The organism is Halopseudomonas sp. (assembly GCF_041579695.1).
Lineage (GTDB): Bacteria > Pseudomonadota > Gammaproteobacteria > Pseudomonadales > Pseudomonadaceae > Halopseudomonas.
Map to the genome: position 1 here is coordinate 1 of NZ_JBFGFI010000024.1, position 14,728 is coordinate 14,728.

A 14,728-nucleotide genomic window follows, 5' to 3' on the forward strand; every position below is an offset into this window, starting at 1 on the left:
ACGCATCAACGACATGGCGGCGCAGATTGCCTCTGCTTGCGAAGAGCAGACCCAGACGACGGAGGAAATTGCGCGCAATATCAGCGGCATTCGGGACCTTTCCGATCAGGCAGCGCAGAACTCGGGTGAAAGCCGCCAGGCGAGCGAGTCGATGGCCAGGCTGGCCGCCAGCCTGCAGGATCAGGTCGGTCGTTTCCGCACCTGAGGATGCTTAATTCCCCGAAGCCAGGGATGGCTTCCAGAGCGTCAACAATGGGTTGTAAGTTGGCGCCAAGCCGTTACAATAGCGCGGCCTGTCTAGCACAGGTTCGTTATGGTGGCCCTGCCGGTCCCCTCGCAATGATTCGCCGTTAACCTGGTCAGGCCCGGAAGGGAGCAGCCACAGCGGTTACATCGTGTGCCGGGGTGTGGCTGGTAGGGTCGCCACCCATGACGACCTTCTGTCATCAGAACTCTTTTGCTCCCCCGCGCATCTCGCAAAGTCAGCCTGCTTTGGTTACAGTACCGGCTTGCCTTTCAGACCCTATCGGACAGCACACATCCAATGAGTTATCAGGTACTTGCCCGCAAATGGCGTCCGCGCCTGTTTCGCGAGATGGTCGGTCAGACCCACGTGCTCCAGGCGTTGATCAATGCGCTTGATCATGACCGGCTGCATCACGCCTATCTGTTTACCGGCACCCGGGGGGTGGGCAAGACCACTATCGCGCGCATTCTGGCCAAGTGCCTGAACTGCGAAACGGGAGTGAGTTCCGAACCTTGCGGAACCTGTTCGGCCTGCCGCGAGATCGATGAAGGGCGTTTCGTTGACCTGATTGAAGTCGATGCAGCCAGCCGTACCAAGGTCGAGGATACCCGTGAGCTGCTCGACAATGTGCAATATGCTCCCTCACGCGGGCGTTACAAGGTCTATCTGATCGACGAAGTGCACATGTTGTCGAGCCACAGTTTCAATGCGCTGTTGAAGACGCTGGAGGAGCCGCCGGAACACGTCAAGTTCCTGCTCGCGACCACCGACCCGCAAAAACTGCCCGTCACCATTCTTTCACGCTGCCTGCAGTTCTCATTGAAGAACATGCCGCCGGAAAAGATCGTGGACCATCTGCGCCATGTACTGGGTGATGAGCTGATCCGTTTTGACGAGGAATCCCTATGGCTGCTCGGACGGGCCGCTGATGGATCGATGCGAGATGCGCTGAGTCTCACAGACCAGGCGATTGCGTTCGGTAACGGGGCGCTGCAGGTTAGCGACGTTCGCAGCATGCTGGGCACCATCGACCACGGCCAGGTATTCGGTTTGCTGGACGCACTGGCAGCAGGTGAGGCGCAGCAGCTGCTGGCGGCTGTCGCCGAGCTGGCGGAGCAGGGCGCGGATTTTGCCGGCGTGTTGAGCGAGCTGCTGTCAGTGCTGCAACGCGTTGCCATCGCGCAGGTGTTGCCGCAGGCGGTGGATAACAGCTTGGGCGACCAGGATCGGGTTCTTGATCTTGCCGGCCGGGTCAGTGCCGAGGACGTACAGCTTTTTTATCAGCTGGGTCTGCACGGACGCCGAGATCTTCCGCTGGCTCCTGAGCCGCGCGGCGGTTTCGAGATGGCCATGTTGCGCATGCTGGCATTCAGGCCCGGCACTCTCGAACAGGACGCTGTCACGGCGCCGCCTGGAGTCTTGCCGGGAAAGCCGACGGGACTCAGCCAGGCCAGCGCTGAATCCGGATCCCCCAGGCCAGATTCTTCGGTTCGGCACGCAACTGCGCCCGTTGCTGAACAAGCTGCTTCAGATGCTGCCGATCAAGGCGCCACCACGGCTGCCGCGGAAATGACCATGGCGCGCCCCGGACCATCATCCGCGGTGAAAGCGGAGGTTGCCGCACCGCTGCTCGGGGCCGAGGAGCTGAAGGCTTGCGAAGGTGCCGTGTCAGAACCGTCCAGCGCACCGCATGAAGAAGCCACTATCGCCGATGCGACCGAGGCAGCGACCGGGTCCCGACGTTCAACTAACCCCGGACAGCCGCTCAAGACTACAGCGCCAGTCAAACCGCCCCAGAATGAACCGCCGGCCGACTGGCTGCAGGCGACCACGTCGGCGGATCAGGATGTCGATGAACGTGATGCCGACGACGAGGATAACCTCGACCTCGGACAGTACCTGGGCGAGTGGCAGTCGGCAGATGCCCTGGGGGACCCCGATGTGGATGAGGTCTCAGACGAAGCCACAGGCGATCTGCCTGCTGCGACGGGCCTGGCCGCCGAATGGCTTGAGACCTTCCTGCAGTTGCAGCTAAGCGGTCTGACCCAGAGCATTGCAGCACATTGCCAACTTGTCGATCGCTCCGACAGCGCATGGACGCTGCATCTGGATCCGGGTCACAGCGCGTTGTATAACGAGAATCATCGCTTGCGTCTGCAGCAGGCGTTGGTAGAGCATATCGGCAGCGATATCGAACTGGACGTGCGAGTAGCCGCTCCGGATCAGGAGACACCAGCGATCGCTGCGGCGCGTCGCAAACACAAGCGCCAGCAGGAGGCCGAAGCCAGCATTCAGCAGGATCCGCTGGTGCTGGGCCTCATGCGTGAATTCGCAGCACAGATCTGTGAAGGTAGTATCCGCCCCATTGACACGACGACCCATTGAGCGAGGACAGCAGCATGATGAAAGGTGGAATGGCCGGGCTGATGAAGCAGGCGCAGGAAATGCAGGAAAAGATGGCGAAAATGCAGGAAGAGTTGGCTAACGCCGAGGTAACAGGTCAATCGGGTGCTGGCCTGGTGTCCGTGGTGATGACTGGCCGCCATGACGTTAAGCGTGTCAGCCTCGACGACAGTCTGATGAGCGAAGACAAGGAGATTCTCGAAGACCTGGTTGCGGCCGCGTTCAATGACGCCGTGCGCAAGGTTGAGAAGAACAACCAGGATAAGATGGGCGACATGACCAAGGGCATGAATCTGCCCGATGGCTTCAAGATGCCGTTCTGAAGCCAATCTCCCACTTTATTCAGGCGGTGCCATGAGCTTCAGTCCCCTGATTCGCCATCTGATCGACGCGCTGCGCGGGCTGCCCGGCGTCGGTCCGAAGACAGCCCAGCGCATGGCGCTGCACCTGCTGGAGCGCGATCGTGATGTGGCCCGGCATCTTGCCGGAGCGCTGGCGACCGCAATGGACGGGGTGGGCTACTGTAGCCGCTGCCGCACTCTGAGCGAGAACGAGATCTGTCCGATCTGTGCCGATCCCAGGCGCGACGCCAGCCTGCTGTGCGTATTGCAGAGTCCGGCCGATGTCTGGGCCGTCGAGCAGGCGGGGGGCTTTAGTGGACGCTATTTCGTACTCAAGGGGCAGTTGTCGCCAATTGACGGCATGGGCCCGGATGAAATCGGTATTCCCGCGTTGCTCGAGGCGGTGGAGCGCAGTGAAGTAGTGGAAGTGATACTGGCCACCAATCCCACTGTGGAGGGTGAAGCAACCGCTCATTATATTGCCAGTATGCTCAAGCCACGGAGCATCAAGGTGTCGCGTATTGCCCACGGTGTGCCGCTGGGCGGCGAGCTCGAGTACATTGATGGCGGGACGCTGGCCCACGCGCTGGCCGGGCGCACCCCGATTATCTGAATCCCCCGTCCCGCCCCGACCCAGCCGCGGCGCCCTCAGGATGCGAGCTGGCCGCTACGGAAGTCACGCATTGCCTGCTCGATCTCTTCCCGGCTATTCATCACGAAGGGGCCGTATTGCACGATGGGCTCGCGCAGGGGCTTGCCACCGATCAGTAGTACCTTGGCGCCGGCAGGGCCGGCCTGGATCGAGATCGAATTTCCTTCGCCAAGACGGCCAAGGTGTCCGGCGGGCAGCGTCGTACCCTGTTCGCGGCCGAACACATCGATTTCTCCGTCATAGGTATACAGCAGCGCATTCAGGTTAGCTGCTATCGGCAATTCGCATGCTTCATCAGCGGCCAGATGCAGGTCGACATACAGCGCTTGCGTGGTCTTGCCGGAGATGGGGCCTGTAACGGTCTGACCGTCGATATCCAGGCTTCCGGCAATAACCCGTGCAAGGCCGCCGCCTTCGAGGTGCTGTTCGCTGATAGCGCAGGCTGGCAGATCCTGGTAGCTGGCAGGCTGCATCTTTTCCGCTGCCGGGAGGTTCACCCACAGCTGAAATCCGCGCATCCGACCCGAGGCCTGTTGCGGCATTTCGGAGTGGATAATGCCTCGCCCGGCAGTCATCCACTGCACGCCGCCCGGTTCGAGCAGGCCGCGGTTGCCCAGATGGTCCTCGTGCAGCATACGGCCTTCGAGCATATAGGTGACGGTTTCGAAACCCCGATGGGGATGCGATGGAAAGCCTCCGACATAATCGGCTGCCTCGTCTGAACCAAACTCGTCGAGCATCAGGAAGGGGTCGAAACGTTCGGCCCCCGTGCCACCAAACACGCGCTTGAGTTTTACCCCGTCACCATCTGATGCAGCTCGCCCGACCAGTTTTTCTACCAGGTCACGCTTGATTGACGCAGACATGAATCCATCTCCTCTATTACTGATGGAGGAAGTCTATGCCTGGGTATGATGATGTAAAAGCAGAAAAAGTGCCGGTAATCTATCGGCTAATTCGATGATGAGATGGCCGGGAAAGGTTCAGACCAGCGATCCCGCCGACAAGGGCTTTTCAAGGCCGGCCCGCATGACGCGGGCCACCGTCACGAAAGTCATTCTTTACGAAAGTCATTCTTTCGCAGTGTTTTGCTTCTCAAGTTCCTCAACGATGCGGTCATAGGCCTCGCAGGGATCGTGCTCGTCTGTCGTTGGATTGCGCAGTTGCAGTGCCACCAGCTGCTCGTAAAGCTCATTGGCTTTGACCGGGTCGCCGTCAGCGAGGCGATGTACGGTTTCGGCAACCTCTTCTGCCTTGGTTACCGCATCCTCGGCGGTGCAGGCGGCAAAGGCAGGCACGGCGGAAATGCTGAGCAGGGTTGCAACCATCAGACTGGGTATTATTTTCATGACTGACCTCGGTTATTACAATGATTATTATTTCATCTTAGCGGCATTGCGTGACGCATCCAAGCGGGTGCGGCAATTGGCCCCTCTATAAGCACCCTGCCGATAAATGTCGAAACGGAGTTTAAGTTGCTATCCATTAGCCATTTGTATAAACCTTGTGACCATTCTCCAATGATTCCGTGAGCCGGCCTATGTTCCGTTTTTTCACGACAGCGTTTCTTTCCCTGGTGGTTTTGCTGCCGGCAAGCGGGTTCGCCGAGACACTTGTGGTCGGTTTTGGTACCCACAAGCCTCCTTACGTATTCGAACGAGAGGGCCGCGGTCTCGATTACGAACTGGTAGAGGCTGCTCTGAAAGAAGTTGGCATCGAGATGAAACCCTATTATGCGCCCCTTGAGCGACTGCACCGGATGTTGCAGTACCAGGAGCTCGATGCGATGGCTACCACCAACGAGACGAGCGGAGTGACTGCGCATTATTCGACCGTCTATATCGAATATCAGAATGTCGCAGTGAGCTTGCAGCATCGCAATATCCGGCTTGAGACCATCGAAGATCTTGCTGGATACTCTGTCAGTGCCTTTCAGCGAGCCCGTTTCGTGCTGGGTCCGCGATTCGGGAAAATGGCAGCTGCCAATCTCCGCTATCGCGAAGAAGCCCGCCAGATCACCCGTAACCTGTTGCTCTACGCGGGTCGGGTAGACGTGATGATTGGCGATCGCAGGATCATCCGTGCATTCAACCGCGAGATAGCCGACAGGGTCGACACCAGTCAGCCGGTATTCGAGCATGCGCTGTTTCCGTCGACCAGCTATCGGGTAGGTTTCGCTGATGCCGAAACACGCGACCGGTTCGACCAGGGACTGGCGGCGATAAAGGAAAACGGGCGTTATCAGACAATAACGCGACGCTACGCAGCCTATTGAGCAGTGCCTGACCGAATAGGCAGAAACTCTGTCCTATCAGGCGCTGCTGGTGATGCTGCGGTCAGATAGTCTTGGATAAGCGCAGGATAACAACAGCAAGTTCGTCGTTGCCCCGGCGAGAACTATGGGAGTTTTGCATGACTTTAGCTCGCAGCCTCGCGGTGGCGTTGACGTTGATTCTGGCACATCAGACACAGGCTCAGACCATGCCCGCACCCGAAACAGTACGCCTCGATCAGTTGCAGCTGATGAAGGGTTTTCCGCCGCCGGCTGACAAACAGGTTACAGCCGAGAACTTTCTGACCCAGTTTCCCAATCTGCGCTGGGCGTTTCATCACATGCGTGAACTTCTGCCCAGTCGCAATATCCGTCGCGGGCCGCTAGTGCCCGAACCTTTGCCCTCCGGGGAAGACTTGCGAGCTAAGATCGACGCGCTGAGCTTCACCGGCCCCGATGGTAATTCGCTTACCTTCCGGCAGTACCTTGACTCCACCTACGCCGATGCCACTTTGATAATGAAAGACGGCAAGGTGGTTTATGAGGCGTATCACGAGGGCATGCCGGCGGAAAATCCGCATATGCTCTGGTCGGTGACCAAGTCATTTGGCGGGCTGATTGCTACCCAGTTGCTGGAGGAGGGCACGCTCAAGGCCGATGCGTTGATAACCGGTTACGTACCCGAGCTCGAGACCAGCGGCTGGAGTGGAGCGACTGTCCAGCAACTGCTGAACATGACCGCGGATATCGACTATAGCGAAATCTATGCCGACGAAGAATCCGATGTGATCAAGTACGCCCTGTCAGCGGGAATGCTGCCAACCCCGGAGGGCTTTGTCGGCGAGCGCGATCTGTATAGCTATCTTCCGACCATTGGTGCAGATGGTGCGCACGGCGAGCGTTTCATTTACCGCACAGTGCATACCGAAGTGCTCGGCTGGGTGCTGCGCAGGGCTACCGGTCAACACCTGGCGGACCTGATCAGTGAACGTATCTGGAGCAAGCTCGGGGCTGAGCAGGACGCTTATCTGCTTCTGGACAGCAAGGGTACGGAATGGGCTGGTGCAGGCCTGAATGCAACGCTGCGTGACCTGGGACGTTTCGGCGAGATGATGCGCAATGAGGGCTACTTCAACGGGCAGCAGATCGTCAACTCATCAGTGATTGCCAGCATTCGCGAAGGAGCAGACCGTGAGGCATTCAAGGCATCGGGGCGCGACTACCAGCCCGGTTACTCGTACCGCAACAAGTGGTGGATAAGCCACAACGCCGACGGAGCCTACGAAGCGCTGGGGGTGCATGGCCAGATGATCCACGTCAATCCCACAGTGGGACTGGTAGTGGTGCGTCTCTCCTCCCATCCGGTCGCTACCTCGGCGGTGACCTTTCCGATCACCCGGCCAGCCCTCGCGGCATTGGCCGATATGCTGCGCTAGGGCTCGTACTGTTCCAGCATGTCCGCCGGCACGTCGCGCCGGTGGGCCAGGCTGGTATCGCCGGTGTCGGGGTGGAAGACTATGACTACCTCGCCTTTTTCCAGCTGTTTGCGCAGTCGTTCCACACGCAACTCGAGGCTCACCTCGTAACCGTTGTCGGTACCGTCACGTGTTACGAAATCTTCCAGCATGCGTGCCAGAGTGTCGGACTCCAGCAGGGTATGGGGTATCAGCATTGTGTCTACTTCCTGGATGACAGTGCCAGTAATGATACACTGCGCAGCCGTTCCCCGGCCCTCGATTCGCTATGATTACCGATCCCCTGTTCTACCTCTGCGCCATACCTGCGGTGCTTCTCTATGGCATCGCAAAGGGCGGCTTCGGCGGTAACATCGCGATACTCTCGGTGCCGCTGATGGCGCTGGTGATGCCGCCGCAGCAGGCTGCAGCCATTTTGTTGCCGATCCTGATCGCGATGGACGCAATGGCGCTGCGGACCTTCCGCGGCCGCTGGGATCGGGCGAATCTGCGAATCATTCTGCCGGCATCGCTGGTGGGCGTGGTGCTCGGAGCGCTGACGTTCCGGTTGCTCAACGATGCGCATATCCAGCTGATGATCGGCGCCATCGCGCTGATCTTCACTCTCAATATATGGCTGCGCCGTGAGCCGCCACCGCGCGAGGCAAGCCGCTTGCGCGGGGGTTTCTGGGGTATGGTTGCGGGCTTCACCAGTTTCGGTATCCATGCCGGGGGCCCACCGATCAACGTCTATCTGCTACCGCAGAAACTCGACAAGACACTGCTGATGGGCACCATCGCCGTATTCTTTGCAGTAGTGAATCTGGCCAAGTTGCCAGCCTATATCTATTTGGGACAGTTCGACCGGACCAACCTGCTGACTGCCCTGGTGCTGCTACCGCTGGCGCCGATAGGTGTGCGCATGGGCTTCTGGCTGCTGCAGCGCAGCAACGAGAAACTGATCTACCAATTGTGCTACATCTTCCTGTTTCTGACCGGTGGTCGACTCTTTTACCAGGGCGCTACCGGTCTGTATTCCGGCTGAACATATCTGCAGCGGCTTGCCCGTCACGCGCTGCGAATCAGCTGGCGCAGCAGGAAGCGGCTCGGATGTACGGATTGCACCAGATCTAGAGGCAACGGCAGCGGCTCGTTCTCGACCCATGCTGCGATAAGCTCGCCACTCAAGGGACAACTGATCAGCCCACGGGAGCCGTGGGCCACGTTGATATACAGGCCCGGATGCCAGGGGGCGGCCGTGTCGGGACGTTTCGATGCGTCCTTGGCCAGCACGGCATAGTCCTGCCGAAATTGCTCGGCCTGTACTACCGGCCCGATCAGCGGCAGATAATCAGGTGACGTGCAACGCAGGGCAGCTCGGGCCTGAAGCGCTGCCGGGTCCAGCGGCCCTTCGCTGCGCAGGGCGGCATCCAGTTCCGGCGACAGGCTTGCGAGCAGTGCCAGGTTGCTGGTGTTTTCCTCCTCGCTGGGGTCGGTATCGGAACGGTCGAAGCGAAAACTGGCGCCGACGAAATGTTCGCCGCTGCGTGCCGGCGACACGTAACCCTCGCCGCAAAGCACGCTGCGCAGAGCCTGGCTCTGGCTTGTGGCGGGCAATCGGGTGATCTGGCCGCGTATGGTCTTCAACGGCAGATGCGCGGTCTGGGCGAAACGCCGGCTGTCTCCGGCGGTGCAGATAATGGCAGTGGGGGCTATGCAGATGCTATTGCCCTCGGCATCCTCGGCATGCCAAAGCGCCTCCCGATACTGCAGATCGAACGCCTCCGCGTATGCCAGCAGACTGATTGCGGGGTGATCAAGCAGCGCCTTGCACAATGCAGGCGGGCTGACCCAGCCCCCTTCAGGGAAAAACAATCCACCATCGGTGACTCGCACCCCGGCGATCGCGCTGGCCTGTGTGCTATCGACTCCCTGCAGGAAGTTGGGCGGATAACCCTGTTCAGCCAACGCCTGCAATCTGGCTGTTTCCCTGGGGTTACCGCTCAACTGCAACACCCCACATGTAGACCAGCCGATGCCGTCCCGCGGAAGAACGCGGTGCAACAGGCGCAGGCTATAGGCATAGCTGGTTTGCACGAAACGTGAGAGGGGCGTCTGATGCGGCGAAAGCTTGCAGTAAAGAATGCCCTGGGGGTTGCCCGAGGCCTCGCGGGCCTCGCCGGGATGGCGCTCGATAACGGTGACCTTCCAGCCGCGCATGGCCAGAGCCCATGCCGTACAGCAGCCGGCAAGGCCTGCGCCGATAATCATTGCCTGCCGTTGCCCGGTGCCTGGCTGAAGCGGCCGGGCATACCAGGGAGGGCTCCACTGCGGTGTCGCGCGCTCCTGCGCCTGGCCGGCCAGCATCGTGCCCTTGTTGGCAAAGGCCGCAGCGGGCGCAACGGTGAACCCGGCTTGCGCTAGGCCTGAATGCACCTCCTCTGCATCGGTGGAGGCGGCTAACGTGGCGCCGGCGCACGACAGCCAGCTCATCTGCCGGAAGAGGGCAGGTTGCCACATGGCCGGACTCATTGCCGGGGGCAAGCCATCGAGAAACCAGGCGTCGACCGAGGCATCCAGTTGCCCGAGCATGTCCAGCGCATCGCCCGCTAACAGGGTCAGCGTTACCCTGCCATCGCCAAGAACATGATGTTGCCAGCCGGGGCTCGGCGAGGTGTATTGCTGCAGCAGTTGCTCCGACCAGTGCGCGAGCTCTGGCCACAACGCGTGTACACGCCGCAGGTCAGCGGCGGCAAGCGGGAACTTCTCCGCACTGAGAAAATGCAGGCGCGCCCCCGCCGGCGCCACCTGATCCCAGAGTTCCCAGGCGGTGAGAAAGTTCAGGCCGGTGCCGAAGCCGGTTTCGGCTATACAGAAGCTGTCGCCCGGCTTCAGGTTTTTCCACCGCTGTTCCAGCCGGTTTGGGCGCAGGAAGACGTGTCTGCTTTGGTCTGGGCCGCTATGGCCCGAGGGGTAGACGTCGCCGAATTGCACGGAAACGGGCTGACCGCTTTCGGTCCAGGTCAGTTCGGCGAGGGATTGGGTCGGGTTCAATGGGTCTCCAATGGCGCAGGCATCTTTGCGCCATTGTACAGTCAAGCTGGTCTGCGGGGTTTAACCGCGCGCCTCAGGCAGCTCCGCCCCAATTGATGTTAGGCAGAATCAGCAGTAGCCAGGTGGCTACGAATACGAGGCCGACGGTTGAAAAGCGGGCCTTGATCGGCTTTTTCATCGCAAGCACCTTCTTTAGTGCGTTTATTTTTGTTTTGCGCAGTCATCACTGTGGTACTGCGCTGTTGCTGGCGCCACTCATAGTTCCCCGCGCCGCTATTCTGACTTGATCATATATGTTCTAGCAATGCTGCATTAGACCAATTGGCTACATGCCCAGCGGGGCAATTCGCGAACGGGTATGGATATGCAATCAATCTGACATCATGTTGTGCTGCACGACCGTGGCATGCGGCAGGCACCAGGCCTGGCCGCAAGCTTTGGTCAGCGCATTTGAGCGTTTTGGTCATTGTTACGGCACTGGCGCAGGGTAGGGTAGGTGGCATGGCCACGATGGAGAGAGCAGATGACTGAGGCAATGATTTTTGATGCGGTGCGCACGCCCCGCGGCAAGGGCAGGAAAGAGGGATCGCTGTATAGCGTCAAGCCGACGAACCTGATGGCCGGTTTGCTGCGCACGCTACAGCAGCGCAACGATCTGGATACCAGCCAGGTCGACGACATCGTTCTGGGTTGTGTAACGCCGGTCGGCGACCAGGGTGCGGATATCGCCAAGACAGCAGCACTGGCGGCAGACTGGGATGACTGTGTCGCCGGCGTGCAGATCAACCGCTTTTGCGCTTCAGGTCTGGAAGCAGTCAACCTCGCGGCGATGAAGGTGCGCTCCGGTTTCGAAGACCTGGTAGTGGCCGGCGGAGTGGAGTCCATGTCGCGGGTGCCGATGGGCTCCGATGGTGGCGCCTGGGCGATGGATCCGGAAATCAACATGCATACCCGCTTTGTGCCACAGGGCATTGGCGCGGACCTGATTGCCACTCTGGAGGGTTTCAGCCGCGAGGACGTCGATGCCTTTGCGCTGCGCTCGCAGCAGAAAGCGGCTCGGGCCAGGGCAGAGGGTGCGTTTGCCCGTACGCTGGTGCCGGTGACCGACCAGAACGGCATCATGTTGCTGGACAACGATGAGTTCATCCGCGCCGACAGCACCCTGGCCGGTCTGGGCGCGCTGAAGCCAAGCTTCGAGGCGATGGGACAGATGGGCTTTGATGCCTCGGCGCTGCAGCGTTATCCGCAGGTCGAGCGTATCAATCATGTGCACACTCCCGGTAACAGCTCGGGAATCGTCGATGGCGCGGTCGCCATGTTGATCGGCTCCCGGGCCAAGGGTGAAGCGCTCGGCCTGACGCCGCGGGGTCGGATCGTCGCTACCGCGGTAACCAGTACCGATCCCACCATCATGCTGACAGGCCCGGCTCCGGCCACCCGCAAGGTGCTGGCCCGCGCCGGCATGAGCATAGACCAGATCGATCTGTTTGAAGTCAACGAGGCCTTTGCCTCGGTAGTGATGCGTTTCATGCGCGAGATGCAGGTGCCGGAAGAGAAGATCAACGTCAATGGCGGCAGTATCGCGATGGGCCATCCCTTGGGTGCCACCGGCTGTATCATCCTCGCCACGCTGCTCGACGAGCTGGAGCGGCGCAGCCTGCGTTACGGGCTGGCCACGCTCTGCGTTGGCGGTGGCATGGGTATCGCCACCATCATCGAACGCGTCTGAGGAGCCGAATATGACCAATGCCATTCGTTACGACAGGGGCCAGGATAATATCGTCGTCCTGACCATGGATATGCCCGGCCAGAGTGCCAATACCATGAACGCCGCTTATCGCCAGGCCATGGCCGAGACGGTGGATCGTCTGGAGAAAGAGCGGGAACAGCTAGCCGGCGTGATCATAACCTCGGCCAAGAAAACCTTTTTCGCTGGTGGCGACCTCAATGAGCTGATCAAGGTAACGCCAGCTGATGCCGAGTCCTTCTATCACATGGTGCTCGGTCTCAAGGCCCAGTTACGCCGGCTGGAAACCCTGGGCAAGCCGGTAGTGGCGGCGATCAACGGCGCGGCGCTGGGCGGCGGCTGGGAACTGGCGCTGGCCTGCCATCATCGTGTCGCTATCGATCATCCGGCGGTGAAGCTGGGTCTGCCGGAAGTGACGCTCGGCCTGCTGCCGGGCGGTGGCGGCGTAGTGCGCATGGTGCGCCTGCTCGGCGTGGAAAAGGCCTTGCCGTATCTGGTTGAAGGCAAACAGGTAGGCCCGGCCACGGCGCTGGAAGCGGGACTGATCCATCAGTTGGCCAGTGACCGGGATGATATGCTGGCCAAGGCACGGGCCTGGATTCTCGAAGGCCACGCGGCAGTCCAGTCCTGGGATGCCAAGGGCTATCGTATGCCCGGTGGCAGCCCGAGCAGCCCAGCCCTGGCGCAGATGCTGCCGATAGCGCCCTCGGTGCTGCGCAGCAAGACCCATGGTTGCATGCCGGCGCCAGAGAAGATTCTTTGCGCTGCGGTTGAAGGCGCGCAAGTTGATTTTGATACCGCACAGATTATCGAAACCCGTTATTTCACCGAACTGGCGACCGGTCAGGTGGCCAAGAATCTGATTGGCACCTTCTGGTTCCAGCTTAACGAGATCAAGGCAGGTGGCTCCAGACCCAAGGGATTCGATACCCGCCCGACCAGCAAGGTTGGAGTCGTGGGCGCCGGGATGATGGGCGCCGGCATTGCCTATGTGTCGGCGGTGGCCGGTATCGAGGTTGTGCTCAAGGATGTGTCGCCGGAGGCAGCAGAGAAGGGCAAGGGGTATTCTGCAGCCTTGCTGGACAAGAAAGTCAGCCGCGGACAGATGTCCGCCGAAAAGCGCGAGGCGATTCTGGCGCGGATCAGACCGACCATCGACGATGCCGATTTTGCCGGCTGCGATCTGATAATCGAAGCAGTATTCGAAGACCGCGAACTCAAGGCCAGGGTCACCGGCTCTGCCGCCGAGCAGGCACTGGCCGACGCCGTGGTTGCCTCCAACACCTCCACGTTGCCGATTACCGGCCTGGCTGGTGCGATCGCAGAGCCGCAGCGCTTCATCGGCCTGCATTTTTTCAGTCCGGTAGACAAGATGCCGCTGGTGGAAATCATCAAGGGTGAGCAGACCGACGATGCGACACTGGCACGTGCCTTCGATTTTGTCATGCAGATCAACAAGACGCCGATCGTGGTCAACGACAGCCGCGGCTTCTTTACCTCGCGGGTGTTCAGTACCTTCACCAGTGAAGGTATCGCCATGCTCGGTGAGGGTGTTCCGGCAGCACTGATCGAGAACGTGGCCCGTCAGGCAGGCATGCCGGTGGGACCGCTGGCGGTCTCGGACGAGGTTTCGATGAGCCTGATCAGTCATATCCGCGAGCAGACGCGCAAGGATCTGGCTGCTGAGGGTAAGCCATTGCAGGAGCATCCGGCTTTTGCAGTCATCAGCCGCATGGTCGAGGAGTTCGAGCGCCCCGGCAAAGCCGCGGGCAAGGGTTTCTACGACTATCCAACCAGCGGCAAAAAGTATCTATGGCCGGAACTGGGCAGCCGCTTTGGCAAAGGCAATGCGTCGATTCCCGTCCAGGACGTGCGTGACCGTATGCTGTTTATCCAGGCTATCGAGACGGTGCGTTGCCTGGAAGAAAACGTATTACTGTCCGTCGCCGATGCCAACATCGGATCGATATTCGGTATCGGCTTTGCTGCCTGGACCGGCGGTGCCCTGCAGTTCATCAATCAGTACGGCGTGTCAGCCTTTGTGGCGCGGGCGCGCTATCTGACCGAGCAGTATGGGGAACGTTTCGCACCACCGGCTCTGCTGCTGCAGAAGGAGGCCGACGGCGCGTTGTTCTGAAAGTCAGTTCTTGTGCCGCTCGGTTCGGGCGGCCATGATCAGGTCATTGCGGTGGACGCCGCCCAGGTTGTGGCTCCACCAGGTGACCGTCACCTTGCCCCACTCGGTCAGCAGCGCCGGGTGATGACCCACATCCTCGGCCAGTGCTCCGATCTGGTTGGTAAAGGCCAGCGCCTGTTTGAAGTCCTTGAAAGAATAGACCTTTTCTAGTCGCGGTACGCCCTCGACACTGATCAGTGACCAGCCGTCGAGGCTGGCAAGCAGCTCGCGAGCTTCCTGCTCTTCAAGCACTTTTGCGCCTTCTTTCGATGTGTCGAGTGACTCGGTGGCCAGGTTGCCCATGTTATTCCCCTTTCTGCGATCGTCAGTATGCTTGCGTCAGCATAGCAGTCATGGCGGCCAATCTGTCGCATGCTGTTAC

13 protein-coding genes, 1 other RNA gene and 1 pseudogene are annotated in these 14,728 nt (G+C 60.1%); 10 read left to right on the plus strand and 5 right to left on the minus strand.

What is annotated here, in order from left to right; genetic code table 11:
* The 5 genes and pseudogenes from ABYA88_RS07180 to recR form a co-directional block, all read left to right on the plus strand.
* Positions 1–205 (plus strand): annotated as a pseudogene (locus ABYA88_RS07180) (methyl-accepting chemotaxis protein); the annotation flags it as partial.
* Between the two features lie 118 nt (positions 206–323).
* Positions 324–420, plus strand: an RNA gene (ffs, locus tag ABYA88_RS07185) — signal recognition particle sRNA small type.
* A 124-nt stretch (positions 421–544) separates the two neighbouring features.
* Complete coding sequence (gene dnaX / locus ABYA88_RS07190; RefSeq protein ID WP_373186331.1) at positions 545–2,632, plus strand: DNA polymerase III subunit gamma/tau; 2,088 nt, start codon at positions 545–547, stop codon at positions 2,630–2,632.
* Positions 2,633–2,646: 14 nt separating this feature from the next.
* On the plus strand, positions 2,647–2,973 hold the full coding sequence (locus tag ABYA88_RS07195) for a YbaB/EbfC family nucleoid-associated protein (protein WP_373186332.1): 327 nt from the start codon (positions 2,647–2,649) through the stop codon (positions 2,971–2,973).
* A 31-nt stretch (positions 2,974–3,004) separates the two neighbouring features.
* Positions 3,005–3,604 (plus strand): recombination mediator RecR, encoded by a 600-nt coding sequence (recR, locus tag ABYA88_RS07200; protein WP_373186334.1) that lies wholly within the window; start codon positions 3,005–3,007, stop codon positions 3,602–3,604.
* Positions 3,605–3,639: 35 nt separating this feature from the next.
* Here the strand turns inward: recR and ABYA88_RS07205 are convergent, their stop codons facing one another.
* A complete protein-coding gene (locus ABYA88_RS07205) occupies positions 3,640–4,509 on the minus strand; it encodes a pirin family protein (RefSeq protein ID WP_373186336.1) in 870 nt (289 codons plus the stop codon).
* Between the two features lie 204 nt (positions 4,510–4,713).
* A complete protein-coding gene (locus tag ABYA88_RS07210) occupies positions 4,714–4,992 on the minus strand; it encodes a hypothetical protein (protein WP_373186338.1) in 279 nt (92 codons plus the stop codon).
* Between the two features lie 191 nt (positions 4,993–5,183).
* On the opposite strand from ABYA88_RS07210, the gene ABYA88_RS07215 reads away from it, so the two are divergent.
* Positions 5,184–5,918: a substrate-binding periplasmic protein gene (locus tag ABYA88_RS07215; RefSeq protein ID WP_373186339.1), complete on the plus strand. Its 735-nt coding sequence runs from the start codon at positions 5,184–5,186 to the stop codon at positions 5,916–5,918.
* Positions 5,919–6,055: 137 nt separating this feature from the next.
* Positions 6,056–7,351 carry a serine hydrolase domain-containing protein gene (locus ABYA88_RS07220; RefSeq protein WP_373186340.1) on the plus strand — a complete coding sequence of 432 codons (1,296 nt, stop codon included), beginning with the start codon at positions 6,056–6,058 and terminating at the stop codon, positions 7,349–7,351.
* On the opposite strand, the gene ABYA88_RS07225 is transcribed toward ABYA88_RS07220, so the two are convergent.
* On the minus strand, positions 7,348–7,587 hold the full coding sequence (locus ABYA88_RS07225; RefSeq protein WP_373186341.1) for a YheU family protein: 240 nt from the start codon (positions 7,585–7,587) through the stop codon (positions 7,348–7,350). The two genes, ABYA88_RS07220 and ABYA88_RS07225, sit on opposite strands and share 4 nt — an antisense overlap.
* 71 nt (positions 7,588–7,658) lie before the next feature.
* Here ABYA88_RS07225 and ABYA88_RS07230 point away from each other — a divergent pair, with 71 nt between their 5' ends.
* Entirely contained in the window at positions 7,659–8,414 is a 756-nt protein-coding gene (locus ABYA88_RS07230; RefSeq protein ID WP_373186342.1) for a sulfite exporter TauE/SafE family protein, read from the plus strand.
* A gap of 23 nt (positions 8,415–8,437) precedes the next feature.
* On the opposite strand, the gene mnmC is transcribed toward ABYA88_RS07230, so the two are convergent.
* A complete protein-coding gene (gene mnmC, locus ABYA88_RS07235) occupies positions 8,438–10,423 on the minus strand; it encodes a bifunctional tRNA (5-methylaminomethyl-2-thiouridine)(34)-methyltransferase MnmD/FAD-dependent 5-carboxymethylaminomethyl-2-thiouridine(34) oxidoreductase MnmC (RefSeq protein WP_373186343.1) in 1,986 nt (661 codons plus the stop codon).
* Between the two features lie 523 nt (positions 10,424–10,946).
* Between mnmC and ABYA88_RS07240 the strand changes: the two genes are divergently transcribed.
* Both ABYA88_RS07240 and ABYA88_RS07245 read left to right on the plus strand, forming a co-directional pair.
* A complete protein-coding gene (locus tag ABYA88_RS07240; protein WP_373186344.1) occupies positions 10,947–12,152 on the plus strand; it encodes an acetyl-CoA C-acetyltransferase in 1,206 nt (401 codons plus the stop codon).
* A 10-nt stretch (positions 12,153–12,162) separates the two neighbouring features.
* A complete protein-coding gene (locus ABYA88_RS07245; RefSeq protein WP_373186345.1) occupies positions 12,163–14,307 on the plus strand; it encodes a 3-hydroxyacyl-CoA dehydrogenase NAD-binding domain-containing protein in 2,145 nt (714 codons plus the stop codon).
* 3 nt (positions 14,308–14,310) lie between these two features.
* On the opposite strand, the gene ABYA88_RS07250 is transcribed toward ABYA88_RS07245, so the two are convergent.
* Positions 14,311–14,649 (minus strand): 4a-hydroxytetrahydrobiopterin dehydratase, encoded by a 339-nt coding sequence (locus ABYA88_RS07250; RefSeq protein WP_373186346.1) that lies wholly within the window; start codon positions 14,647–14,649, stop codon positions 14,311–14,313.
* Positions 14,650–14,728 lie beyond the last annotated feature (79 nt).

Excerpts from the sequence above, each read along its gene's own strand:
- ABYA88_RS07240 (WP_373186344.1), top strand. The coding sequence starts at position 10,947 with ATGACTGAGGCAATGATTTTTGATGCGGTGCGCACGCCCCGCGGCAAG.
- ABYA88_RS07245 (WP_373186345.1), top strand. The coding sequence starts at position 12,163 with ATGACCAATGCCATTCGTTACGACAGGGGCCAGGATAATATCGTCGTC.
- ABYA88_RS07250 (WP_373186346.1), bottom strand. The coding sequence starts at position 14,649 with ATGGGCAACCTGGCCACCGAGTCACTCGACACATCGAAAGAAGGCGCA.
- ABYA88_RS07220 (WP_373186340.1), top strand. The coding sequence starts at position 6,056 with ATGACTTTAGCTCGCAGCCTCGCGGTGGCGTTGACGTTGATTCTGGCA.
- ABYA88_RS07205 (WP_373186336.1), bottom strand. The coding sequence starts at position 4,509 with ATGTCTGCGTCAATCAAGCGTGACCTGGTAGAAAAACTGGTCGGGCGA.
- ABYA88_RS07230 (WP_373186342.1), top strand. The coding sequence starts at position 7,659 with ATGATTACCGATCCCCTGTTCTACCTCTGCGCCATACCTGCGGTGCTT.
- ABYA88_RS07195 (WP_373186332.1), top strand. The coding sequence starts at position 2,647 with ATGATGAAAGGTGGAATGGCCGGGCTGATGAAGCAGGCGCAGGAAATG.
- recR (WP_373186334.1), top strand. The coding sequence starts at position 3,005 with ATGAGCTTCAGTCCCCTGATTCGCCATCTGATCGACGCGCTGCGCGGG.
- ABYA88_RS07225 (WP_373186341.1), bottom strand. The coding sequence starts at position 7,587 with ATGCTGATACCCCATACCCTGCTGGAGTCCGACACTCTGGCACGCATG.
- dnaX (WP_373186331.1), top strand. The coding sequence starts at position 545 with ATGAGTTATCAGGTACTTGCCCGCAAATGGCGTCCGCGCCTGTTTCGC.
- ABYA88_RS07215 (WP_373186339.1), top strand. The coding sequence starts at position 5,184 with ATGTTCCGTTTTTTCACGACAGCGTTTCTTTCCCTGGTGGTTTTGCTG.
- ABYA88_RS07210 (WP_373186338.1), bottom strand. The coding sequence starts at position 4,992 with ATGAAAATAATACCCAGTCTGATGGTTGCAACCCTGCTCAGCATTTCC.